This window comes from Vibrio sp. NH-7 (assembly GCF_053643215.1).
Genome location: NZ_CM132187.1, coordinates 1119033 through 1139880, shown reverse-complemented (window position 1 = coordinate 1139880; position 20848 = coordinate 1119033). Strand labels below are relative to the sequence as shown.

The 20848-nt window shown below is 46.4% G+C and carries 24 protein-coding genes and 1 tRNA gene; 6 read left to right on the top strand and 19 right to left on the bottom strand.

The features are described 5' to 3' along the window. Positions 1-95: 95 nt before the first annotated feature. From ACUALS_RS05420 to ACUALS_RS05400, 5 genes are all read right to left on the bottom strand, one after another. Entirely contained in the window at positions 96-827 is a 732-nt protein-coding gene (locus ACUALS_RS05420; RefSeq protein WP_454449017.1) for a nucleoside phosphorylase, read from the bottom strand. 4 nt (positions 828-831) lie between these two features. Further along, positions 832-1569 carry a nicotinamide riboside transporter PnuC gene (pnuC, locus tag ACUALS_RS05415; protein WP_331400315.1) on the bottom strand — a complete coding sequence of 246 codons (738 nt, stop codon included), beginning with the start codon at positions 1567-1569 and terminating at the stop codon, positions 832-834. A gap of 296 nt (positions 1570-1865) precedes the next feature. Next, positions 1866-1953 (bottom strand) — tRNA-Ser (locus ACUALS_RS05410). Positions 1954-2099: 146 nt separating this feature from the next. Further along, positions 2100-2549 (bottom strand): L-alanine exporter AlaE, encoded by a 450-nt coding sequence (locus ACUALS_RS05405; RefSeq protein ID WP_038138780.1) that lies wholly within the window; start codon positions 2547-2549, stop codon positions 2100-2102. 222 nt (positions 2550-2771) lie between these two features. Continuing rightward, entirely contained in the window at positions 2772-5204 is a 2433-nt protein-coding gene (locus ACUALS_RS05400) for an ATP-binding protein (protein WP_454449016.1), read from the bottom strand. A 126-nt stretch (positions 5205-5330) separates the two neighbouring features. On the opposite strand from ACUALS_RS05400, the gene ACUALS_RS05395 reads away from it, so the two are divergent. From ACUALS_RS05395 to ACUALS_RS05370, 6 genes are all read left to right on the top strand, one after another. Next, positions 5331-5900 carry a UPF0149 family protein gene (locus tag ACUALS_RS05395; RefSeq protein WP_038214734.1) on the top strand — a complete coding sequence of 190 codons (570 nt, stop codon included), beginning with the start codon at positions 5331-5333 and terminating at the stop codon, positions 5898-5900. 218 nt (positions 5901-6118) lie between these two features. Then, on the top strand, positions 6119-6532 hold the full coding sequence (locus ACUALS_RS05390; RefSeq protein WP_334473511.1) for a hypothetical protein: 414 nt from the start codon (positions 6119-6121) through the stop codon (positions 6530-6532). Positions 6533-6664: 132 nt separating this feature from the next. After that, a complete protein-coding gene (locus ACUALS_RS05385) occupies positions 6665-7561 on the top strand; it encodes an MbnP family copper-binding protein (RefSeq protein WP_005470552.1) in 897 nt (298 codons plus the stop codon). 5 nt (positions 7562-7566) lie between these two features. Beyond that, positions 7567-8730 carry an MbnH family di-heme enzyme gene (locus ACUALS_RS05380; protein WP_334472812.1) on the top strand — a complete coding sequence of 388 codons (1164 nt, stop codon included), beginning with the start codon at positions 7567-7569 and terminating at the stop codon, positions 8728-8730. Beyond that, positions 8727-9866 (top strand): porin family protein, encoded by a 1140-nt coding sequence (locus ACUALS_RS05375; protein ID WP_005470402.1) that lies wholly within the window; start codon positions 8727-8729, stop codon positions 9864-9866. The genes ACUALS_RS05380 and ACUALS_RS05375 overlap by 4 nt, the downstream gene beginning before the upstream one ends. A 24-nt stretch (positions 9867-9890) precedes the next feature. Continuing rightward, on the top strand, positions 9891-10349 hold the full coding sequence (locus tag ACUALS_RS05370) for a copper chaperone PCu(A)C (protein ID WP_454449225.1): 459 nt from the start codon (positions 9891-9893) through the stop codon (positions 10347-10349). Between the two features lie 52 nt (positions 10350-10401). Here ACUALS_RS05370 and ACUALS_RS05365 read toward each other — a convergent pair whose 3' ends face one another. The 14 genes from ACUALS_RS05365 to cydX form a co-directional block, all read right to left on the bottom strand. After that, entirely contained in the window at positions 10402-11565 is a 1164-nt protein-coding gene (locus ACUALS_RS05365) for a glutathionylspermidine synthase family protein (RefSeq protein ID WP_454449015.1), read from the bottom strand. Positions 11566-11567: 2 nt separating this feature from the next. Beyond that, positions 11568-12128, bottom strand: coding sequence for a DUF1190 domain-containing protein (locus ACUALS_RS05360; protein ID WP_454449224.1), 561 nt, complete (start codon positions 12126-12128; stop codon positions 11568-11570). A gap of 8 nt (positions 12129-12136) precedes the next feature. Continuing rightward, the gene (locus tag ACUALS_RS05355) at positions 12137-12553 is read right to left on the bottom strand and encodes a DUF350 domain-containing protein (protein ID WP_005470379.1); all 417 of its coding nucleotides are present in this window, start codon (positions 12551-12553) and stop codon (positions 12137-12139) included. Beyond that, on the bottom strand, positions 12553-13596 hold the full coding sequence (locus ACUALS_RS05350; RefSeq protein ID WP_454449014.1) for a potassium channel family protein: 1044 nt from the start codon (positions 13594-13596) through the stop codon (positions 12553-12555). Before ACUALS_RS05350 ends, ACUALS_RS05355 begins: the two co-directional genes overlap by 1 nt. 106 nt (positions 13597-13702) lie before the next feature. Next, positions 13703-14764 carry a quinolinate synthase NadA gene (gene nadA, locus ACUALS_RS05345; protein ID WP_038138800.1) on the bottom strand — a complete coding sequence of 354 codons (1062 nt, stop codon included), beginning with the start codon at positions 14762-14764 and terminating at the stop codon, positions 13703-13705. 141 nt (positions 14765-14905) lie between these two features. Next, on the bottom strand, positions 14906-15688 hold the full coding sequence (ybgF, locus tag ACUALS_RS05340; RefSeq protein WP_038138802.1) for a tol-pal system protein YbgF: 783 nt from the start codon (positions 15686-15688) through the stop codon (positions 14906-14908). Positions 15689-15704: 16 nt separating this feature from the next. Further along, positions 15705-16232: a peptidoglycan-associated lipoprotein Pal gene (gene pal, locus ACUALS_RS05335; protein WP_005470537.1), complete on the bottom strand. Its 528-nt coding sequence runs from the start codon at positions 16230-16232 to the stop codon at positions 15705-15707. 34 nt (positions 16233-16266) lie between these two features. Beyond that, positions 16267-17607 carry a Tol-Pal system beta propeller repeat protein TolB gene (gene tolB / locus ACUALS_RS05330; RefSeq protein ID WP_416200452.1) on the bottom strand — a complete coding sequence of 447 codons (1341 nt, stop codon included), beginning with the start codon at positions 17605-17607 and terminating at the stop codon, positions 16267-16269. A 30-nt stretch (positions 17608-17637) separates the two neighbouring features. Further along, on the bottom strand, positions 17638-18705 hold the full coding sequence (gene tolA / locus ACUALS_RS05325; protein ID WP_454449013.1) for a cell envelope integrity protein TolA: 1068 nt from the start codon (positions 18703-18705) through the stop codon (positions 17638-17640). A gap of 13 nt (positions 18706-18718) precedes the next feature. After that, positions 18719-19162, bottom strand: coding sequence for an ExbD/TolR family protein (locus ACUALS_RS05320; RefSeq protein ID WP_005470524.1), 444 nt, complete (start codon positions 19160-19162; stop codon positions 18719-18721). Positions 19163-19167: 5 nt separating this feature from the next. Continuing rightward, positions 19168-19866, bottom strand: a complete 699-nt coding sequence (gene tolQ / locus ACUALS_RS05315) for a protein TolQ (RefSeq protein WP_454449012.1) — start codon at positions 19864-19866, stop codon at positions 19168-19170. Then, positions 19856-20275: a tol-pal system-associated acyl-CoA thioesterase gene (ybgC, locus tag ACUALS_RS05310; RefSeq protein ID WP_334472832.1), complete on the bottom strand. Its 420-nt coding sequence runs from the start codon at positions 20273-20275 to the stop codon at positions 19856-19858. The genes tolQ and ybgC overlap by 11 nt, the downstream gene beginning before the upstream one ends. Positions 20276-20440: 165 nt before the next feature. Continuing rightward, positions 20441-20743: a cyd operon protein YbgE gene (ybgE, locus tag ACUALS_RS05305; RefSeq protein WP_038138814.1), complete on the bottom strand. Its 303-nt coding sequence runs from the start codon at positions 20741-20743 to the stop codon at positions 20441-20443. Then, positions 20736-20843 (bottom strand): cytochrome bd-I oxidase subunit CydX, encoded by a 108-nt coding sequence (cydX, locus tag ACUALS_RS05300; RefSeq protein WP_000270284.1) that lies wholly within the window; start codon positions 20841-20843, stop codon positions 20736-20738. The genes ybgE and cydX overlap by 8 nt, the downstream gene beginning before the upstream one ends. Positions 20844-20848 lie beyond the last annotated feature (5 nt).

The following is a 20848-nucleotide window of genomic DNA, read 5'->3' as shown; positions in this document are numbered from 1 at the left end:
TCAAATAGATTGTACTCGCTAGAATCGTTTGATGACAGCCAATAAAAAAGCGACACCAAGGTGCCGCTTATAAAATTGACTAAGCTGTGATCTGGTTAACTCTGTGCAATTAAGGCTTCAAGAGCAGCGTAAGACGCTAAACGCTCCCCTTCCATCATGACTTGCGCTTCGTCTACGTACTGCCCTACGCCTTCCTTCACATCTTGTTGATACAAAACCACATTGTTCAAAATGGAAGCGACGTTTAAACCACGCAGACGACCAACAGTAAACAGCGCTGATGTTTCCATATCCGCACCGAGAATATCCTTCTTGTTCCAGTACTCGCAGATCGCTTCTTCGTCATCGGTATAGAAACTGTCATGGGAGCGAACCACACCTAGATGGTAGCGCGCTTCTTGTTCCGCTAAATAGCTGTCGAGCGCTTTGAGCAACGAAAAGCTCGCATAAGCCGGATAAGAAGAATGAACGTAAGCGTTTGACCCCCCTTCATCTCTTACCGCACCTTCTGCCACAATTAACTCACCAAGTTTAATGCCAGATTGCATTGCACCCGCGGATCCGACACGAATCACATCTGTTACACCACACTGTTTTAGCTCTTCTACCGCAATGATCATCGATGGTGCTCCGATACCAGTACTGCACACTGAGACTCGTTGACCTTGGTATGTGCCGGTAAACACTCGATACTCGCGGTTTTCAGAAACCAGTTCTGCGTTATCAAACAACGCGGCAATGCGGTTTGCTCGATCTGGTTCGCCACACACGATCACTCGAGGGGCTACTTGCGTGCTATCTACGCCAATATGAGGTTGCTTCATCATTGGCTTAACCTTGTGCTGTCGCTTGAGTTAGGGTCTTCTCACCGTTGCGTTTTGCGCTACGTGCCCACTCTCTTGTGCCATTTGCCGCAATGAACATCAGAATCGCATATTGAACCGACATTGCGTACACACCTTGTGTCGCGTAGATGCCAACGCTGATGATATTGATGACTACCCACAGGATCCAGTTCTCAACGTACTTACGTGTCATCAAGATTTGCGCCACGATAGAAAGCACGGTCATGGTTGCATCCCAGAACGGAAATGCATCTGGCTCTAAGACGGGTTCCGATAAACCAGCGCCGAATGCATTTAAGGTATCGACGGCAATGTTCGCTAACGCAAAGAAGAATGGGTCGATGTAAATCGTTAACATCGCAATCGCAACAATGCTAACTGAAGCCGTCGCGATCAGCTTATGTTTGCTTAACCAACGCACCTCAAGTGTCTCACCTTGGGCATTAGGTCTTGTCCACGCATACCAGCCATAAATGTTGGCGCAGAAGAAGAACAATTGAAGCAGAAGCAATCCGTAAAGCTGAATCTGGAAAAAGATGACGGCAAAAAGTGTAACGTTCAGCAAACCGAATAAGTAATTGATGGTTTTTTCTTGGCTCGCAAACCAAATGCAAAGCAAACCGAAAACCGTACCAAAGGCTTCAATCCAGCTCATTGCATAACCATCACCAATAGGAATGGTAACTAGGGTGTTGTTGATGTCTAACAGGGCAAATAGGTCCATGAAGATGTCCTTTATTTTTGTGCTTGGAATGCGCTCATCTTATGGCGTCGCAACAAACAAAAAGGAGGACATTTGTCCTCCCTTCGATGTACCCGATCATAAATCAGATCAATATTGAGTTAGAAGCTCAGAATACATGGTCATCTAACAGTTGGCTGATTAAAATAATTACGGTGCCATTTTATGCGAATAGTACTATTGCGATACACTAGTACATCGCAATAGAGGTGCACACTCGTCTTCTCCACCGTGAGAAAAACGAAAAAGCCCCAGCATTTCTGCTGGGGCTTAGAATGTGGCGGTGAGTGAGAGATTCGAACTCTCGATACGTTGCCGTATACACACTTTCCAGGCGTGCTCCTTCAGCCACTCGGACAACTCACCGAATCAGATTGTGGTTAGCATCATTGGCTAACGAGGCGCTAATTTAATGATTCTATTGGGTTAGGTCAAGCCTAAAGAGGAAAAAAAAGCGCCTTAACGTGATTGTTTGGTCACTAACTGTCTAAATCGTTGATGATTCGAACACATCAGGCTTCTTGATAGTAGCCAGGCACTCGGAACCACTTGCGGCACATATCCAAGAAGTAGCCATATAGGACACCCATACCGCAAGAAACAACCGCGTTAGAGGTAACCGCTGTGATAATTTGATCGGTAGAAGCGCCAACGGTAAACAGAATCGCTGCGTACACTGGTGATTGGAACAAAACGTACGCCACGAGATCAGAGACATTCTTCATTACACCCGTGTCAGAGATCCTTGCTCCTTGTCGAAGAACGTAATCTCTAAACAAACCATAAGGCCAAGCGATAGCAATATTGACGGGGATCGACAAAGTTCGTGATGCCAGTGACTGCTCAAATGTCATGCCAGAGATCAAAATCTCAATCAACATGCCAGAAACAAAACAGAACACGACCATAGCGAAAGTATCTGCAGCAGCATTGCGAATACAGAAAGGACCTCTTGACTTCATCTACCTACCCAAATAAAAAACCAACAAAAACGACAATAATTAAAACAATCAACCACCAAATGAATATATAGGTAGTTAATGGCGCTATTAGAACACCATTTTTGTAGTTTTTGGTTTTGAATTTAATTAATTTAGGTAAATAAATAACCAGATTTGGTAATAAACTTGGTTTGAATCACTAAAACTATTAGAAACGCTCAAAACCAAGTCAATCTATGAAAGTTAGTTACAAAAATCAGTAATTTGCACTGTCAGTATGTCCAAATCTTCTTGAGAAGGGCTTTCTTCCCTCACAAGGCTTTCTTCAATACGCATCAAACAAGCACGCAAAAATGCATCATCTGACTCGCCAATGATCTGTTTGATCTGATTAAACTCCATCAACGCGGCGCTGAATTCCTTATTCTCTATTGCCATAAAACACTTGAGCAATACCCCTTCTACGCCCTCACCTTCAGCCTCGTTTTGCGACTTAAGCAAGCTTGGTTTGTACTGGTACAACTTATCTGCGTATGCGAACAGAGCGTCATCCAGATCCGTTTCATCGACAGGCTTTGAGACAATGTAGTCAACGCCTACACCCAACATACGTTCTCTGGTCTCTTTAAAGACATCCGCTGTACAACCGAAGATTAAGATGTTGGCTTTGCTGTCGTGTAGACCTCGGATAGCCGTTGTGGATTCAACACCGTCCATAACGGGCATATGATTGTCCATTAAGACGAGATCATATTCGCCTGTTGCCACCGCATGCACCGCCAGCTCACCATTTTCCACACAATCACAAACAAAACCTTTGCTGGACATAAAGGTGGTCAGAATGATGGCGTTGGTTCGGTTATCCTCAACAATCAATGCTCTCAACCCGTTGTAGCTCAGTTTTTTATGTTCAGTCACTGTGGTTAACGCTGGCTCACAAGACTCCATTTTGAGTTGAACTTCAAAGCAAGAGCCGATGCCGACCTCGCTGGTAAGGTGAATATCGCCATCCATCAGTTCACACAATTGTTTAACGATAGCAAGACCAAGCCCTGTCCCCCCGAATCTCCGCGTTGTGGATGACTCTGCTTGCTCAAACGGCTTAAAGATTTTTTCTTGCGACTCTTTGGCTATGCCAATCCCAGTATCTCTCACTCGTATATGTAGATAATCAACACCATTTGCACGCTTTTCGGTGAAATAAACTTCAACATACCCTCTTGAAGTAAACTTGACCGCGTTGGTCAGCAAGTTGAACAAGATTTGCCGCAGGCGAGCTTTATCCGAACGATACCAACGACCTTGAGGCACCTCAGAGATCACTTTAAATTGCAGACCTTTTTCAGAACACAACGTGAAATAAACGCTGTTGATACTGCCTATGATCGATTCAAGTGGGAATGGCTGGTGCTCCAACTCAAGATGCCCTTGCTCAATTTTGGAAAAGTCCAAGATTTCATTAAGTAAGGTCATCATGTGGTCGCCGGATTCATAGAGTGTTTTGAGATGCTTGCGCTGCTCTTCGGTCAAATCCGTTTTTAACAGAATTTGCGCGGTACCCAATACACCGTTCATAGGAGTGCGAATTTCATGCGATAGCGTGGCTAGAAAGGCACTTTTGGCTTTGGTCGATGCCTGCGCTTTTACCTTCTCAGCTTCTAGAAAAACGGTTTTTTGATTAAATTTGTCAATGAGGTGTCTGATTTCATCATTGCTGTCATAAGTGATATCAATGATCCCGCCGCGTTTTGAGTCATCGACTTTCTTAGCAATCAACACGATGGGCGCGATAAGAAAGCGGTTGATAAGAAGATAGCCAAGCATGACACACGCCAGCATGATGGGAACAAGTCCCAGCTCAACATTTCTGACCACATCGTAAACTTGCTCCGCAACCAAACGCTTCGCATTAACTACATCCACACTCCAGTTGAAGTCTCCAAAGGTGTGTTGGCTGATGTATATATCGTCCACCAATTGGAAGTTATGCTCGGTAATTACATCACCATAGGAGTCTTTTAGTATGACTCCTAAGTCATATTCTTCTGCGTGTTTCCTGACAAACGAAACTAAGTTTTCAAGGGATAAATCGACCGTTGCGACGCCAGCAAACACACCATCAATATAGTATGGCGATGATGCGGTGATCATTTGCACCTGGGTAAAAGGATCAATATAGACCTGAGACCAGACCGTGGTACCTACTGGTTTATTGACCACCGAGGTATACCACGCTTCGTTGTCGTAACCACCCGACTCAGGGTTATCCCATGAATAGACACGATCGACGACACCATCACCAGCTCGATTGAAAAAGATGCTTTTGTATGCCACGTCTTTATCGATAGAACGAGGCACTGGCCAAAGCCCGCCACTCACAGTCAAACCATCCGTCAGAGAAAAGAGCTTAAAAAGTAGCTCGGCTTGATGCGATTGCGTTTCATGGTTGCTGCCGATGGTGACTACTGCCTGAAGAATCCCTAAAGAGCTGTTAATTGGCTCTCGAATTTGAGCAGAAATCAGCTCGGTTCTAAGATCGAGATTGCGTTCCAACTGCATTCGAGTCGGTGGCTCAACCACCCGATAGCTGATGGTGCCAATTAAGGTCACCACGACAGCAAGATAAAATGCTAAAGCATAAATGCTTTTCCGTTTGAGCGAATAACTTCTTTCCATAACCAACTGAATTTTTGTCGTTTACCAAAAATTATAGTGAATAATTGAACCCTTCAACCTTTTTATCGGATAGTGAGCCTGTTACCATGACGCAATCACTACTCAATCACATTTATGGTATTTACCTTGAGCTTACAAAACCTTCTTGCTCTTCCTGAGCTTCAAGACAAGCTAATCAATCAAGCTAAAACTCATGGCTTTGTCACGGCAATGGCCACAGCGCCAAACATTCTTCCTCCTGAAGAGTGGCTCCCGTTTTTATGGGGGGGCGAAGAAGTGGCGCCATTTTCTGATGGTGAGCAATTTGAAACCTATGTTGAATTGATTGTCGCTCTTTGGAATGAATACCGCCCTGCACTTCTCAGTAACGAGTGGCAATGGCCGCAAGAGTGCGCATTGGATGAGGAAGAAATCGTCAATGAAGCGACGCGTGATTTCTGTGAAGGCTTTCTCCAAGGTTGGCAGTTAGCGCGAGATGATTGGGAAACCATCATGCCAGAAGATAGCGAGGACAGTGCGCTGCTCGGTGGTGTGTTGCTTTCACTGAGTATGCTCTACGACCCAGAAACATCGATAGCCACTCTCGCAGAGCAAGGGATGGAGGGTCTAGAGCAGTTCGAAGAGATCTTTAATTCTGTTCCTATGATGCTGTGCGGCTTAACCATGCGCGGTGCAGCGCTGACCGAAGAAGCTTAACCCTCCTATAGCCGCCACACAGTTGGCGGCTTTTTCAACTCTAGTCATTCCTTCCGAATAACTAACGCGCTGTTATATTCCCCAAACGACACCAATATCACCATTTTATAAAACAATTATTACAATCCCTTAATTTCTTTGTTAGTATCCGCGCCGTTTTTGGTTAACTGATTGTAATGATGCAAATAACAGGGATTTCGCAGAGAAAACGTAGAGTGATGGCGTTATACGTCATTACCGCTCTGCTGTTCCAGCTCTATTTGCTTGCCACGCTGTCACTTAACCCGTCACAAGTCCACAACAACAACTGGCTAGCAGAAGCACAGGGTGAGAAAGTCTTACTGTGTACCGCAGACGGCTTTAAATGGGTGGACATCAACGAACTGATCGAAGATAACAACAGCGCTACGCTCGATAGCAACGAGATACACGATCCGTTAAAGTTCAGCTGTCCACTGCTGGATGTGTGCAAACTTTCTGTTCTCATCATGGCCATTGTCTTGGCAGCTATCGCTTTGTGGCTATGCCGAGTCAACACCCGCAGCATTGCTTCACCTTTACTGCTTTGCCAACGTAAGTTCTATCTTTCGGTGGCTCCCAAGCAGTCTCCACCTTTGGCTTTCCTCGCTTAATTGGCCTTATCGGCCTACTTAAAAACCCTCAAAAATACAATATTCGCCGCGATGCTATGACCTCGAGGCGCTGGCTTGCGTTGCTTTTAGCCAATCGATAATACGCATGCCAGAAACAAGGAAGGAAAGTCCATGTTCAACCAATCTAACAGCTCGCAGATGATTGCGGCTTCTCTCTTCGTCGGTTTCATTGCTGGCTGCGGAGGCGGCTCTGGCTCAGATTCGCCATCAGCAGAGCAGCGCTCACTGCAACCCGTCACCTTAACCTTTAACGCCCGTGTTGGCGAACACCCAGTTGAGTGTCGTCAAATGGACAATGCACTGGCAGGCACCACGAATGTTAACCCTGAGTTTAAAGACGCTCGCCTATATCTGTCAGACATTCAACTTATCAACGACAATGGCGATAAGACCGCTGTGCAACTTGAACAAGATGGTAGATGGCAGTACCAAAATGTCGCCCTACTCGACTTTGAAACTGGCGCAGATAGCTGCGCAAACGGTAACGAGTCGATCAATACACAAATTAAAGGCTACGTCCCACAAGGAGATTACTCGGGAGTGCGCTTCACCATTGGTGTACCTACCGAGCTGAATCATTTTGGTATCGATGGCGATGATGCGGTCTCCCCGTTGGATGTGATGGGCATGAATTGGAGCTGGCAAAACGGCCATAAACATCTGCGTTTAGATGTCTCAGGTTGGAATATTCATTTAGGCACCACAGGATGTGAAGTGCTCGACGCTGAAAACGAAATCATCAACTGCGCGACCTCTCGTCCTAATCGCCCGACTTATCAGTTTGATAGCTACAACGTTAAAGATCACACCATAGTGTTTGACTATCAAAAGCTGGTCGCAAACAGCGATATTAGCGCCAATACCGCCAATACTCCTCCGGGCTGCATGTCTTCCAGTAGCGATCCAGATTGTCAGGGCATCTTCGACAATTTAGGGCTTGATCTCGTCACAGGTCAATGCGTTGCTGATGATTGTAGCAGTGCGCAAACTTGGGTGTCAGTGGAGTAATCAATATGCCAGCAGACCTTAAGTTTGCTTTGCTGGCATTGCTCGCGATCGCATTGGTCGCGGGCTGTGGCAGTGAATCTAATTATACGGTAGAGCCGCAAAGCTCAGTGAACGCATACGGTTTCGACTATCAAACGGGCACGCTTCCGCTGCCTAAAGAGCCTGCAGAGAATCCCGCAACGGAAGAAAAATTTCAGCTTGGTCGCCATCTATTCTATGACGTTCGATTGTCGGGCAATCAAACCATGTCGTGCGAATCTTGCCACCAGCAAGCGCTGGCTTTTTCTGATGGGGTAAAAGTTCCCACTGGCTCGACTGGAGAAGTGCTGCATAGGAACTCACAAACTCTAACCAATATCGCCTATAACGCTTCCTACACATGGGCTAATCCGATCCTCAAGGAGATTGAGCAGCAATTGGTGATCCCGCTCTTTGGTGAGTTTCCCGTTGAGATGGGCATCAACGATAGCAACCGAGAGACCATTTTACAGCGCTTTCGCGATGACGTTTTGTATCAAGAGTTGTTCAATAACGCCTTTCCCAATCAACAAGACAGTTTTACGTTCCCCAATGTGATTAAAGCGTTGGCCGTGTTTAACCGAGCTTTGATCTCCAAAGATTCGCCTTTTGACCGCGGTACAATGAGCAGCTCTGCAATGCGGGGCCAAGACCTGTTCAACAGTGAAAAGATGGAGTGTTTTCACTGCCATAATGGGTTCAATTTCAGCGACTCTACCTTGCATGACGGTTCGGTGTTTGTGTCTCGGCCCTTCTTTAATACCGGCTTATACAACCTTGACTCACAAGGCAGTTACCCAATTGAAGATAACGGCCTGTTTAGCGTCACCCAAAACCCAAGCGATAAAGGTAAATTCCGACCACCAACGCTGAGAAACGTCGCCTTTACCGCGCCATACATGCACGATGGAAGCATCGCGAGTTTAGCGGAAGTGCTCGACTTTTATGCCAATGGCGGTCGAAACATCACCTCAGGTGAACATCAAGGTGACGGGCGCATTAATCCCAATAAGAGTGAGTTTGTTAAAGGTTTCACGCTCAGCGCACAAGAAAAGCAAGACATGTTGGCATTTCTCAACGCTTTAAGCGACCCCGTATTCATTAGTAACCCTCGTTACGCCAACCCATTCGTTGCAGAGGTAAGCCAATGAGAGTCATAAACATCGCAACCGCTTTGTGCGCCTTTTCAAGCGTAGCAAGTGCAAACCCGATTGAACCTATCTGGCAACAGGTTAACCTCCAGTCCAATCTGTTTGCCCAGTTCGGCTATTACCAAACCAGCCGGGAAGAGCCGTATTCAGTCCCCGGCGTGATCACTGATGCGCACGTTTCCCACCATGAACAAGGGTTGCAACTGATGCATGGCGAGTTGGGATTGTTAGCCAGCTTAGATCAGATTTTAGCGGCCAAATTAGTGGTTGGAAGTCACCACGGAGAGGCTATCGAGATTGAAGAGCTGTGGCTACAACCTTACCTTCATCAAAACTGGACACTGCGTATCGGTCGGCAGCTCAGCCCTATCGGTCTCTATAATGCGACCCATGAGCATGATTGGTCATTTTTAGATCCTACCCTAGCCCAACAGGCGTTCTTGGCTAATCAATACCAAGATGACAGTGTGCATGTGACCTATGCGACCAATCGCCAAGACCTGACTTTATGGCTCGGCCGGGGCGATCAATTTCCTGCACAAGCCGACTCTGCCTCTCCAGCAGCATTTGGCGCACTTTATCAGTGGTATCAACTGCGCTCGCAGTACCAGCTGACATTGGTCGCGAGTGCAGCGCAGTTTACGGCTCAGCAGAGAAGCAACCAGCAAGATGATGGACACAGCCACAAGCATACCAGCCAAACCAGTCCGATGACTTTCGCAGGAGACACCCAACTAGTGAGTGTGTCTAGCCAGCTGAAATGGCAACAGCTGACCTGGGATGTCGAGTGGATGGGACAACGGCTAGACGCAAACCTGGTCGATTCTCAGCAAATCAACACCGAGCTCTCGGCCTTCCAGCAAGGGCTTTCAAGTCAACTGCGATGGCAGAATGACCAACTAGAGTTGGGACTGAGATACGACTGGCTGCACACAGATAATCGAGTCACCAACACCAGTCGAGACTTTGAACAAGCACTAGATGCCAAAGGCCTCACGCCTCAGCGCTACAGTGCCGTGGTTAACTGGCGTTTCGCTCCGATGCAGCTACTGCGACTACAAGCAAATTATGAACAGATAGATGAGCAAAATCAGACGGCGTTCTGGCTTGTCTATCAAGGCAATTTAACTTGGTAATCTAACGATATAAGAAGGTAAATGATGAAAAAATACGCTCAACTGTTCGCCCTAGTGGCAACGCTATTTAGCACTCAGCTGTTCGCCCACGAATACACTGCTGACAGCATGCAAATCGATCACCCATGGAGCCGTGAAGCGCCGCCTAATGCCGCGGTCATTGCTGGTTTTTTCCAGTTTAAAAACCTAGCGAGTAAAGACGATTTTCTAATCAGCGCTTCTACACCAATCGCCGATCATGTCGAGATTCACACGCATGAGATGGCGGATGGTGTCATGAAAATGAAGAAAATTGATAGCGTGCGCATTGGCAGCATGAAGACGGTAATGTTTGAGCCAGGGGGTTATCACTTAATGATTTTTAATCCTAAGCAATCATACAAGCAAGGTGACCGATTCCCGATGACGTTGCAATTTAAGCACGCTGGCAAGGTTGAAGTCGAATTAGCGGTTGAAGCGAACGGACACGTACACGCTCATTAAAGAAAAAGCCCCTTAGCGCTGATTCTAAGGGGCTAATCACTTTACATCTAGACTACAAAATCACGTGAGGAATGTAGCGCGCCATATCTTGGGTCACTAATGATGCGTCTTCCCGAATTGAAATACCCGCCGCGCGATCATTAACTAACCAACTGCCAACTAAGGTGTGGTTGTCACCAAACTTTGGCAGTGGTGCGTATTGCTGCACAATCGATAAGTCAGATTGGTAAGGCCCGTCCGTCTTAACGATTGAACGCCCCTCTCTTACAATCTCGATGTTCGCCCCCTCGCGGGAAAACAGAGGTTTAATCACATAGTCTTTGAGTGTTGCCGCCTTAGCATCATCACTAAAATAGGCTGGAAGCAAATTGGGGTGGCCTTCAAACTCTTGCCACAATAAGGGCAGCAAGGCTTTGTTGGATAAAATGGACTTCCACATAGGCTCTAACCAGTTCACGTTCGCCGTCGCTAAATGAACCGAATAAGGGTCCTCAAACATAAACTCCCAAGGGTAGAGTTTGAACATCCAACGAATTTCGCGATCATGACTGTCAACAAAGTGGCCTTGTCGGCTGACGCCAATATCTTCGACGTAAACAAAGGCCGTTTGCAAGCCAGCCTCCTTGGCACAATCTTCTAGATATTGAACCGTGCCCTTATCTTCTTCCGTGTATTTGCAGCAACTAAAGTGCAGTACCTGACCCGGCTGCAAGGTCGAGATCTCTTTAAAGCGCTCAATAAGATAGTCTTGTAGAATATTAAACTGATCGGCATTTCGCGCCATTGCCCCTTGATTGACCACATCTTCCAACCAGACCCACTGCCAAAACGCGGTTTCGAACAAACTTGTCGGCGTATCGGCATTATTTTCATACAGCTTGGCTGGGCCGCTACCGTTATAAGCGAAATCCAATCGAGAATAGAGCGACGGTTCATTGCGTAGCCACGAGGCTCTCACTTGATCCCACATAGCTTCTGGGATCGCGCAGCGGCGCATCAACTGCTCATCACGAAGTACTTTGTCGACGATGGATAAGCACATCTGATGAAGCTCTTCCGTCGGCGCTTCAAGATCGTGTTCAATCTGCTGCAAATTGAATTGATAGAACGCAGACTCATCCCAATACGGTTTATCGTACATCGAATGAAAGCCAAACCCGTACCTTTGCGCGAGGGCTTTCCAGTCTGGTCGCTCTTTGATTTCTCGGCGTAACATGGTTAACCGCCGCGACTAGATGACACGGCTTTACCAAACCCACCACGTGACATCGCGCTGCCGATTGTGCCTGCCCCTTTTTTCAAACTCGTACTGGCAAGAGTAACTGGGGTGATTCGGTGAGAGCCAAAAAACTGCCCGCTGCCTGAGTAATACCCTTTTTTGTAACGGTACATAGGTTGGGAGTAGTAACGTTTTTTGTAGCCATCAAAATCGTCGAGATCGGTTGAATAATAGTAACCGCCCATACGGGGGATGTACGAAAAGTAGCGAGAGCTGTAATAACAGTCATCTTCACGAAAATCGTATTCACACTCGCGCTCGGTTTTGTACTTAGGTCCTGTACGCTCTGCTTCCGCCACCGCCTCTTGATAAGCGAGCTCACACTCCTCTGCTTGCTCGGGGTTATTGTTCTTACACTCGTTGCTATCGAGGTAAATCGCACCTTCTGTTTTAGACTCGTATTGAGAAAAAACCATAAAGGTCCCGAACATCACAAACGGAAAGGCTTTTCCAATCGCCTTTTCCATTGATGGACGTTGAACATTAGAACTGCGTTTCATCATGCCTCCTAGTAAGACATACACGCAGCGTTCAAAACGCCAATCGATACAGAGACTGTCGCCAAAACAATACCTGCTGGCAGCTCGTCATTCTCGACACGCTCAGCAATTTTCGGCACTAAAACAAAGCGTACAATACCAAAAGCGATCATTTGAGCGAACATGGCAACCAATCCCCAAACAGCAAAATCTAAAATGCTGACCGAGTTTTTAGCAGCGCCCGCAATCGCTAAACAGTAACCAAGAAATGCACCACTTAATGCGACTGCTGCGGTTGTGTTTTGTTGTTCTTTAATCAGGGTCCACTCATCGTATGGAGTAAGACGAACATAGATAAACTTAAACGCGATCACGAATACGATCGATAATCCAAAGTACAACACAAAGTTTGGGAAGCCCGACAACAGGCCTGCTAACAGTTCCATTATTTTTCCTTATGCATGGAAGACCAATTGAACGAGTCAATCCGTTCATCGGCGATATAGAAGAGTTTGCTACCAGCTGGAATTGAGCGGTCAAGATCAGGATTCAGCTCTATTCCGTGCCCAACATCGAATGCGATCAACGTCGCTTGGTAGTGTTTTTTAATGAAGCTAAAGACTTGCTCGACCTTAGCTGTAGACTGATCTTGCGGGTATATCGTCGAGTACTGAGTCATACCTCGAGTTGAAGCAAGCAGTTCTTGATGCAAAGCACTCGATCCTGGATCTACCGCCGCTTTGGCGAGCATTTCAGCACCAACCGCTGGAATGCATTCTGCTTTAGGGCAATGTTGACTCAACAAGTGACCCAATGCTTCATCCTTAAAGTAAGCCAGCAGGTGAGCGTTGGGATTGATATTCGCACAATAGAGTGAGGCCGATAAGGTGATATCGTCTTCCAAATTATCCACGATTATGCAGCTTGCACCTTCCACATGGGCCATTTCCATTTGTTGGCTGTCTGTGTAACTGGTCACCTTAACGAATTGGATTTCGCCAGGTAGCGGGTTTTCGATGTCGGAGCGACTGCAAAGCACAATTGGTCGTTTCCCTTCCTCTTCGTGTTGCAACATCCGAATAAGGTGGATGGTACGAGCGTTATTCCAACCCAACAATAAAATATGATTTTCCACGCGAACCCTCCGCTTACCTAAAATACCTGCACGCCAATATTCAATGGCGCCACTTGCTACACGTCCCAGCAAAGCAGCAAAAAGACTTAAACCACCAGGGATAACGAATAAAACAACAATCCACTTACCTAGGTTACTGCTTGGCGACAGGTCACCATAGCCCACCGTCGAGGCTGTTACCATGAGGTAGTAAACGAAGGTCGCAATATCTTGTGTGAGAGCCTGCTCACCGGCCAGTTTGAGCATTCCCCACGAGAGAGCAACATACACCAAACTCAATATAATTAAGTTTCGGTTACTCAAATGAAAGACATGCGACTTGAACCATTTCTTTACCAATAACCAAACGGTCATAATCACACCACTTCAAATAATTTCGACAGTGAATATAAAATAAAAAACAGATACAAAAAAACCAGCCAAATCAGCTGGTTTTTAAAATGTGACGCCAATCACCTAATTACGCATTTCCTTTAACTTGCATATTCAGTTGCTCGGCAAAGTCTAGCATTCTGTTTAGTGGAATCAATGACTTAACACGCAGTTCTTCATCAACAAAGATTTCGTGCTCTTCTCCGCCATCTCGCAGCGCTGCTTCGATCGCTTTCAAGCCATTCATAGCCATCCATGGACAGTGAGCACAACTACGACATGTCGCGCCTGCTCCTGCAGTAGGGGCTTCAATCAGTTCTTTCTCTGGTACTAATTGTTGCATCTTAAAGAAGATGCCTTTGTCGGTCGCAACGATCATCTGTTGATGAGGCAATTCTTTCGCCGCTTTAATCAGCTGGCTTGTTGAGCCGACTGCGTCTGCTAGTTCTACAACGCTCGCAGGTGACTCTGGGTGAACAAGAATAGCCGCGTCTGGGTAGACAGACTTCATCTTGCGTAGAGCGTCCGCTGAAAACTCATCGTGAACAATACACTCGCCTTGCCATAGCAGCATATCTGCGCCGGTTTTATTCGAGATATAAGAACCTAGATGGCGGTCAGGACCCCAGATAATCGGCTTATCTTCTGCATCCAAGTGCTCAACAATTTCAAGCGCTATACTAGAGGTCACAACCCAATCTGCGCGCGCTTTCACCGCCGCTGAAGTGTTTGCGTAAACCACAACGGTGTGGTCAGGGTGTGCGTCACAGAACTCGGTGAACTTATCTGCAGGACAACCCAAATCGAGCGAACACTCTGCTTCCAGTGTTGGCATCAAAATACGTTTTTCTGGCGTCAGGATCTTTGCAGACTCACCCATAAAGCGAACCCCACCGATGATCAGTGTGCTTGCAGGGTGTCGATTGCCAAACTTCGCCATCTCTAACGAGTCACCAACGAAACCACCCGTCTCTTCTGCAAGGGCTTGGATCTCTGGATCCGTGTAATAGTGGGCAATTAAAACCGCGTCTTTCTCTTTCAGAAGCTTTTTAATGTTCGCAATATAGGCTTGTTTTTCATCTTCTGTTAGAGGGACTGGTTTTGGAGGAAATGGGTATACAGTATCGATTTTATCTAAAATGTGGCTCATTGCTCTTGCTCTACGCAACTTCCAGTAATCCGAGTATTGTAACCTCAACCGAATCCAAGATGCCAGTACCGCCTGGAATTACTTATTGCGCAAACAACAAAAAAGGAGTGTAACCACTCCTTTTCAGTTATTGCATCATGCTTAGTTTTTGATGCGTTCTTTCGCAAGCTTAGCCGACGCACTGCTTGGATACTCATCCAATACTTGTTGGTAGTACTTGTTCGCTTGCTCTGCGTTGTTGTTGCGAGAGGCAATGTCGCCTAACTTAACCAATGCATCCGCACGTTTATTGGAATCTTGGTAAGAAATCACGGCAGCGAAACTCTTCACTGCTTCTTTATCTTGTTTCTTCGCAAAATAAAGTTGGCCTAACCAATAGTGTGAGTTTGGCGTAAATGATGAATCTGGGTAGTCTTTCTGGAACTGCTGGAACGCTGCGATGGCTCCTGTGTAGTCACGTTTCTTCAGAATCAAATCAACAGCATTTTGATACGCGGTTTGCTCATCCGCATTTGAGCTGAACGTGCCACCGGAAGCGGGCGTTTCATTGCCTTCTTGATTGTCGACAACGGCAGGCACCGTATTGACTTGACCACGAACTTTATCTAGTTCGATAAACAGCTCACGTTGACGTTGCAACATTTGCTGCATGTCGTAATTATTCTTTTCCAGTTGGCCGCGTAATTCGCTGATTTCGAGTGCCATTTCATCCAACTGCTGCTGCATTTGTAACTGGACGCGATTGCGGTTTTCTAATAGGCGCTCAAGACGCTGAACTTCGGTTTCGTTCGAGCGAACTGAAGAGGTTGATGTGGCAGAGTTACTGCTATTGAGATCGGATACTGGAGCTGGTGCAGCGAGCACAGAGCCCGCCGCACTTGCCAGTAACGTAAGCGTAACTACGCGCTTAAGGTTACTGAACATAAGGATAGTCCTTGAATTAGTAGACTAGAACAGCACGACGGTTCTTAGCGTACACATCTTCAGATTGGCCTAGTAGAAGAGGTTTCTCTTCACCGTAGCTAACAATCGAGATTTGATCAGCTTGAACACCTAGTGCTTGAAGGTATTTAGCCACAGCTGTCGCACGACGCTCACCAAGTGCAATGTTGTACTCTGGAGTACCACGCTCGTCCGCGTGACCTTCAACCGTTACTTTAAGAGCTGGGTTTTTGCTTAGGTATGCCGCGTGTGCTGCAAGCATCTCTTCGTAGTCGCCAGCGATAGTCGCATTGTCAAACGCAAAGTAGATAGTTTGAGTTTCGCGCAGTGCTTGCTCTTTAAGCTCTTGCTCGGTTAGTAGACCGTTCTGATCGATTGGTGAAACCACTGTACCGTCAGTTGTTTGAGCTTGGTTTGTTTCTGTAGAGCCAGAAGCGTTAGCCGCGTCGTCGCTTGAACTACAAGCTGTAACAGCTAGAACTGGTAGCGCAATGAGTAGCCCTTTAAGAACTTTGTTTAGTCGCATTGATATATTTTCCTTACTTTTTGATACTTACTTGCTACAAAAACGGTGACCATGCGGGCGCACGAACTCGTCCATTTGTTGCCGGTAATCGAGCTTTAAAGCGTCCATCAATTGAAACCATCGACAACACGTTGGCTTTGTTATAGATAGAGCTATAAATAACCATTCCGCCATTTGGCGCAATGCTTGGTGACTCATCAAGTAGAGTCTGAGTTAAAATTTGTACCGCACCTGTCTCGAGATCTTGCTTCGCTAAGTTGAAACCTGCATTACTGCGGTTAACCATCACAAGGAACCGACCATCTGGAGTGATTTGCCCGCCCAAGTTTTGAGTGCCTTGCCAAGTGAGACGATTTGGAGAACCACCCGCCAAGTCAACTTGATAGATCTGTGGACGCCCACCGCGGTCCGACGTAAAGATAAGGGATTTACCATCCGGATGCCAATACGGTTCAGTATTATTTGAACGGCCACGAGTAATTTGCGTCAATTTTCGCGTTTTCAAGTCCAAAGTGTAGACTTGAAGGCTACCCGTTTTAGACAAAACTAACGCTAAGCTATTGCCATCAGGAGAAAATCTTGGCGCACCATTGTGACGAGGGTATGACGTAACCTTCTCTCGCTCACCGGTATAAATATTCATTATATAGATTTCAGCTTGACCATTTTGAAAGCTCACATAAGCGAGTTTTTTGCCATCAGGAGACCAAGCTGGTGACATAAGCGGTTGCTTAGAACGTAGCACTAGGCGTTCGTTATAGCCATCGTAATCCGAGACACGCAGTTGGTATGGGAATTTCTGATCCTTATCATTAACGACGACATAAGCGATGCGAGTTAAAAACGCACCACGCTCGCCCGTCAGTTCCTGATAAACCAAGTCTGAGATACGGTGGGCGTATTCACGTAGACGATCCCCTGGTACCGTTGCTTGCTTGTTGAAAAGCACGTGGTCTTTGGATAGGACCAATTGTCCATCTGGGCTTAGCGCTTTGCTTTGACCTTGAGTCAGTTGGCCGCGAACCACATCGACCAATTGGTAATTGATGACATAATTACCCTCTGCATTTTGTGTGATCGTCCCCGTAAGCAAGGAGTCCACACCGAGCCCAGTCCAAGCATCAAAATTGACTTCTGCCTCACTGTAAGGAGTTTGCGGCATTCTGTTGGTAGCAATAGGGCTGAACTTACCACTGCGCTGTAGATCGGAGGCAACCACAGCAGATACGTCTTGAGGAAGTTTACTCGCGCCTTCCCATTTAAAAGGCACAATCGCAATTGGGCGAGCCGAATCAATGCCATCCGTAATGACAAGCTCGAGTGCGGCGTGAGCCACGTTGGAGAGACTTGCACAAATAACAAGTACTCCAGTCATAAGGCGTTTAATCACGTCATATTCCTTAATTTAGTAATCAACAGTTAAGTTAATATCGCGAATCTTATCAATAATGTCCCGATCTTTCGGCATCGGGAAGTTACCTACTTGGCTGACCGCACTCTTAGCAGCGGTACAGAGACGGGCGTCACCATTAAGTACAGAAACACTACTCACAATACCGTCCGTTCCTGTCGGAACCAACTTTACGTTCAACCTACACGACTTTCCCACTAAGTAGTCATCCTTAATGATGCGACTTTGAATAAGTTGGGTATATATCGCCGCATATCGACTCACTTCTGAGTTTATGTGCTGATTTCGCGCAGAGCTGTTTTGCTCCGCTTCGGTTTCTAAACCAGCAAAAATGTCATTAAGCACCGCTTCTTGCTGTTTTCGCTCTTGCTCTAGCTGCTCTAAACGCTCTTTTTCTTTGCGGGCTTTTTCTGCGGCTTCTTTTGCTGCTTTCTCTTTCGCTATGCGTTCTTGTTCGGCTTTTTCAGCCGCTTCGCGTTCTCTGCGAGCCTTCTCTTCTGCTGCCTTAGCCGCCTTTTCACGCTCAATACGCTCTTGCTCCGCTTTTGCTACGGCCGCTTCTTTAGCCAAGCGTTCTTGCTCTGCTTTTTTAATTGCCTGCTCTTTGGCTTTGCGCTCTGCTTCTAGCTTGGCAACGCGTTCTTTCTCTTTCTTAGCGCGCAGCTCTTCCTCTTTGCGCTCTTTCTCTTTTGCAATGCGACGCTTTTCTGCCTCACGAGCCGCTTTAGCTTCTTTGGCTTGCTGCTCCTTAAGCTTGCGAATGCGTTCCTCTTCAGCTTTGCGGTTCTTCTCGAGCTGCTCGCTTTCTCGTCTTAGTTTATCGAGGCGATCTTGCTCTTTCTTCGCCGCTTCTTGACGTTGATTACGAATTTGCTGAGCTTGCTCGCGTACCCTTGCAGGATCAATCACAACAGCTTGAACCAACTGTCCCGTTGGCTCTGGCTTAGACATGGTAAAATCTGCTCCCCAAATTAGGGCAACAACCAACAGCGCATGCAAAGAAGCCGATATCGCGAGCGGCTTTTTGTAATCACTTTTCTTCTTGGGCTTAATCTCTTTCATACACTAAGAGCGCTTATTCCTTAATGTCCGTCAACAAGCCCACTTTAGGGATACCTGCACGGCCAAGTTCATCCAAAACCAAAACCACCTCAGCATAAGGTGTTGCCGCGTCACCACCCACAGCGACAGGCGAATCTGGTTTTAAAGACAGTTCAGCTTTGACGCGAACAATAATGTCTTGCAGCGAAAGACCTCGCATCACCTCTTCATCATTGACGCTTAATCCCAAATTACCGTCACGATCGATCTCAACAATAATGAAGCTGGCATCGCTCTCACCGGCTAGTTCTGAGGCTGGCTTTGCCGTTGCGGTTTTAGGCAGCTCGACATCAACCCCTTGAGTGACAAATGGCGATGTCACCATAAAGATGATCAGCAAAACCAACATGACGTCGATATAGGGTACGACGTTGATTTCGGCTGTCATCTTTCTTTTTTTACGTTGGTAACCGGCCATGTTAATTACTCCTTATGAGCGTTATCGCGGCCAGCCATCGCTTGACGATGCAAGATACTGTGGAATTCTTCAGAAAACGTTGCGTAGTTGTGTTCTAACTTACTGACTTTGTTGCTTAGGCGGTTGTACGCCATAACTGCTGGAATAGCAGCAAATAAGCCCATCGCCGTTGCGACAAGCGCTTCAGCAATACCTGGAGCAACCATAGCTAGGGTTGCCTGCTTAACTTCGCCAAGAGCGATAAAGGCATGCATAATGCCCCACACTGTACCAAAAAGACCGATATATGGACTGATTGAGCCCACGGTCGCTAGAAATGGCAGGTTGGTTTCAAGCTCATCGACTTCGCGCGCGACCGATACACGCATAGCTCGACCGGTACCTTCCATAATGTAATCAGGCGAGTCGCTATTGGATTTGCGTAATCGAGCAAACTCAGTAAAGCCCGAGTAGAAAATCTCTTCGGTACCTGAAAGCTCGTCTTTTCTTTTTTTGGCGTTTTGATAAAGAATGGAAAGATCGGTGCCTGACCAGAACTTGTCTTCGAATGCGTCAGCATCCTTTGAGGCCTGCGACAAAACTTTACTGCGCTTGATGATCATTGCCCAAGAGACAACAGACATACCTAACAAGGTCAACATCACCATTTTTACTAACAGACTTGCTTGTAAAAACAGGTCAAGCATTGAAATATCAGCGGTCACTATGAGTAAACTCCATAACTATTGATTGAGGGATCGCTATTGGCCTCATTTTCTCATTGTCGATACATGCTACCTTAACCATTGCCTTACACAATGATTTGCCATCAGGATTGACGATCTCCTGACAGAAAGTCAGCGAAGCTTTCTTTAATTCTGCAACGTGTGTTCTTACCGTCAGTTGATCGTCAAGACGAGCACCTTGCAGAAAATCGATGTCCATGTGTCGGACTACAAATCCAATGTTTTGTTCCAAAAGAGTGTGCTGTGAAACGCCAACATTGCGAAGCAATTCTGTTCTCGCTCTTTCAAAGAACTTTAGGTAATTCGAGTGGTACACCACCCCACCTGCATCAGTGTCTTCGTAATAGACCGTTATCGGCCATTCGAAAGTGGATTGCTCTTGTTGCACGCCTCACCTCTTTAACTCATTGAAGAGCATTACTATAACGCAACTCAAGCGGGTTTATGCAAGGGATAATGGAGGTTTTCAATGATTGAAACAAAAAAATAGCGCCAACTATCATTTAGTGGCGCTATTTTGATAAGAATGCGAATAGATTTTAATCAAGGCTTATTAGAACACTCTAAGCAGGGTTAGATAACTTAAGATTGCCAACGAGAAATACGGGCTAAATAGTATCTGCCAGTACCAGTTTCGTGGTTTGAAACTCAAGCCAAATACCATGCTCGAGCAGATTGCCCAAATCAGTAGTGGCGAAATCAGCGCATTAAAACCGCCGATAGAAGCGGAGTATGCCTCCGGATCCCACATCACCATCGCGACATGATAAAAACCTAATACAAGTGATAAGACCCTAAACAGGGTCTTATCTAATGGTGCATGTAGCTTGGCTACCTGCGCAGCGAGATTACTCACTGTCTTTGTCCATCATTTCTGAGTGCTCTAGCCAAAGAGCGTTAATGATGCCGAATGCACATGCTAGCAAGACACCCAGAATCCATGCGAAATACCACATAGTTA

Bases quoted from the DNA above. Each gene is read 5' to 3' on its own strand.
- ACUALS_RS05375 (WP_005470402.1), top strand. From the start codon at position 8,727: ATGAGAGTCATAAACATCGCAACCGCTTTGTGCGCCTTTTCAAGCGTA.
- ACUALS_RS05365 (WP_454449015.1), bottom strand. From the start codon at position 11,565: ATGTTACGCCGAGAAATCAAAGAGCGACCAGACTGGAAAGCCCTCGCG.
- tolB (WP_416200452.1), bottom strand. From the start codon at position 17,607: ATGACTGGAGTACTTGTTATTTGTGCAAGTCTCTCCAACGTGGCTCAC.
- ACUALS_RS05380 (WP_334472812.1), top strand. From the start codon at position 7,567: ATGCCAGCAGACCTTAAGTTTGCTTTGCTGGCATTGCTCGCGATCGCA.
- cydX (WP_000270284.1), bottom strand. From the start codon at position 20,843: ATGTGGTATTTCGCATGGATTCTGGGTGTCTTGCTAGCATGTGCATTC.
- pnuC (WP_331400315.1), bottom strand. From the start codon at position 1,569: ATGGACCTATTTGCCCTGTTAGACATCAACAACACCCTAGTTACCATT.
- ACUALS_RS05320 (WP_005470524.1), bottom strand. From the start codon at position 19,162: ATGGCCGGTTACCAACGTAAAAAAAGAAAGATGACAGCCGAAATCAAC.
- tolA (WP_454449013.1), bottom strand. From the start codon at position 18,705: ATGAAAGAGATTAAGCCCAAGAAGAAAAGTGATTACAAAAAGCCGCTC.
- ACUALS_RS05355 (WP_005470379.1), bottom strand. From the start codon at position 12,553: ATGGAACTGTTAGCAGGCCTGTTGTCGGGCTTCCCAAACTTTGTGTTG.
- ACUALS_RS05360 (WP_454449224.1), bottom strand. From the start codon at position 12,128: ATGAAACGCAGTTCTAATGTTCAACGTCCATCAATGGAAAAGGCGATT.
- ACUALS_RS05350 (WP_454449014.1), bottom strand. From the start codon at position 13,596: ATGACCGTTTGGTTATTGGTAAAGAAATGGTTCAAGTCGCATGTCTTT.
- ACUALS_RS05390 (WP_334473511.1), top strand. From the start codon at position 6,119: ATGGCGTTATACGTCATTACCGCTCTGCTGTTCCAGCTCTATTTGCTT.
- pal (WP_005470537.1), bottom strand. From the start codon at position 16,232: ATGCGACTAAACAAAGTTCTTAAAGGGCTACTCATTGCGCTACCAGTT.
- ACUALS_RS05405 (WP_038138780.1), bottom strand. From the start codon at position 2,549: ATGAAGTCAAGAGGTCCTTTCTGTATTCGCAATGCTGCTGCAGATACT.
- ACUALS_RS05400 (WP_454449016.1), bottom strand. From the start codon at position 5,204: ATGGAAAGAAGTTATTCGCTCAAACGGAAAAGCATTTATGCTTTAGCA.
- ACUALS_RS05385 (WP_005470552.1), top strand. From the start codon at position 6,665: ATGTTCAACCAATCTAACAGCTCGCAGATGATTGCGGCTTCTCTCTTC.
- ACUALS_RS05420 (WP_454449017.1), bottom strand. From the start codon at position 827: ATGATGAAGCAACCTCATATTGGCGTAGATAGCACGCAAGTAGCCCCT.
- ybgF (WP_038138802.1), bottom strand. From the start codon at position 15,688: ATGTTCAGTAACCTTAAGCGCGTAGTTACGCTTACGTTACTGGCAAGT.
- ACUALS_RS05370 (WP_454449225.1), top strand. From the start codon at position 9,891: ATGAAAAAATACGCTCAACTGTTCGCCCTAGTGGCAACGCTATTTAGC.
- nadA (WP_038138800.1), bottom strand. From the start codon at position 14,764: ATGAGCCACATTTTAGATAAAATCGATACTGTATACCCATTTCCTCCA.